Genomic DNA, 2218 nt, shown 5'->3' on the forward strand with positions numbered 1-2218 from the left:
TATAAATCAATTATTTTTGCCTACTCCCTACTCCCTACTCCCTATTCCCTTTGATCAATGATAAATAATGAAGAAAAAATGCTAATGTCAAATATCAAGACTATTTCAGTTAACAGATAAGCAATAAATTATCGCGCTATATACATTAATTATTTATTTCTCCCTACTGGACAGAAACACCTAATTGTTTGCATGAAGGCGGGTTTATATAAATATTAGGGTAAGCATGAAAATTTCCATTAAAACCTGCCCCTACTATTGCAACATTTTAGGTGTGTCACGCCACTACTCCCTATTTTCTAAAAATGAATCAATCACAAACATCACCTATTAATAGTATTTGGCTATTTATGATAATTTCAGCTACAGTCATAGCAGCATATAACGGTAGAATGACAGAAATAACTGAGGCATCATTTGAAGGTGCGAAAAATGCTGTTACTTTAGCTATCGGATTAATTGGTAGTATGGCATTATGGTTAGGCATAATTTCAATAGTTGAAACAGCAGGAGGAATGAAAATAATTGCCCGTTTAATCTATCCTTTAATGGTGAAACTTTTTCCAGATATACCTGCATCCCATCCTGCTATGTCTGCCATTATTTTAAATATAGCTGCTAATGCTTTAGGATTAGGAAATGCTGCGACACCGATGGGTTTAAAAGCTATGGCAGAAATGGATAAATTAAATCCAGAAAAAGGAACTGCCACAGATGCAATGTGTTTATTTTTAGCTATAAATACCTCTTCAGTTACGATAATTCCTATTAGTGTAATAACCATTCGAGCTAGTGCAGGTGTTACTAATCCTGGAGATATTATTTTACCTACATTTATCGCCACTTGTTGTTCTACAATTGCGGCTATTGTAGCAGCAAAATTTTTTGCAAGTCGGCAACCAATGCCAAGTTTAAATCAATCTATTACTCCAGAATCTTTAGATAAAAATGATTCTCTTGATAGAGAAGAAAAAATCTCAAAACTTACCCCACCATCTAAAATTGGAAAACTACTTTTTGCCAGTTTAATCGGAGTTTTTTTAGGTGCAGTAATTTATCGCTTAAGTCTCAGAGGTATACCCTATCTTTTTAGTCTTAATTTTCTCCAAAGTTTGTCTAATTGGTTATTACCAATACTTNACCATCTAAAATTGGAAAACTACTTTTTGCCAGTTTAATCGGAGTTTTTTTAGGTGCAGTAATTTATCGCTTAAGTCTCAGAGGTATACCCTATCTTTTTAGTCTTAATTTTCTCCAAAGTTTGTCTAATTGGTTATTACCAATACTTATTTGCTCCTTTCTACTTTTTGGCTATTTTCGAGGAGTTAAAGTTTACGAAACAATGACCGAAGGAGCAAAAGCTGGATTTGAAGTTGCCGTCAGAGTAATTCCTTTTATGGTGGCAATTTTTGTAGCAATTGGAATGTTTAGAGCTAGTGGCGCACTAGATATTATGGCGACAATTTTATCGCCGATAACTAATTTAATTGGAATGCCAGCAGAAGCATTACCTATGGCATTAATTAGACCTTTATCTGGTAGTGGTGCTTTTGGCATTATGTCGGAAATAGTCACAAATGAACCATTAAGTTTTCTCTCCTATTTAGTATCAACTATGCAGGGTTCGACAGAAACAACTTTTTATGTATTGGCTGTTTATTTTGGTAGTGTAGGAATTAAGAAAACTAGATATGCTTTATCTGCTGCTCTATGTGCTGATGTGGTAGGAATTTTTACTTCTGTAATAATTAGTCCGATAATTTTTTGATAATTAAAGACAGAAAGTAAGTCTTGGAAAAAAAAAGGAATTTCAAGCCAACAGTAAAGTTGGGTTTGACTCTCCTAAACCTGATACTAATTTCCTCAAATACAGAAACTACTTTTGATATATTCCCTATTTATTTACTACCTACTCAAATTACCAAAATTAGATATGTTTTGCCTACTGCTCTATATGCTGATGTGGTAGGAATTTTTACTTCTGTAATAATTAGTCGGATAATTTTTTGATGATTAAAGACAGAAAGTAGGTCTTGGAAAAAAAAGGAATTTCAAGCCAACAGTAAAGTCTGGTTTGACTCTCCTAAACCTGATACTAATTTCCTCAAATACAGAAACTACTTTTGATATATTCCCTATTTATTTACTACCTACTCAAATTACCAAAATTAGATATGTTTTGCCTACTGCTCTATATGCTGATGTGGCAGGAATTTTT

General features: G+C 33.3%; 2 protein-coding genes. Both read left to right on the forward strand.

Going from position 1 to position 2218, the window contains the following annotated elements:
- Window positions 1-305: 305 nt before the first annotated feature.
- On the forward strand, window positions 306-1139 hold an 834-nt coding region (locus AFK68_RS00870; RefSeq protein ID WP_305778116.1), incomplete at its 3' end, for a nucleoside recognition domain-containing protein.
- A 284-nt stretch (window positions 1140-1423) separates the two neighbouring features.
- Window positions 1424-1768: a nucleoside recognition domain-containing protein gene (locus AFK68_RS43955; RefSeq protein WP_371357180.1), complete on the forward strand. Its 345-nt coding sequence runs from the start codon at window positions 1424-1426 to the stop codon at window positions 1766-1768.
- The last annotated feature ends 450 nt before the right edge of the window (window positions 1769-2218 follow it).

The organism is Hydrocoleum sp. CS-953 (assembly GCF_002260545.1).
Taxonomy (GTDB): Bacteria; Cyanobacteriota; Cyanobacteriia; order Cyanobacteriales; family Microcoleaceae; genus Trichodesmium.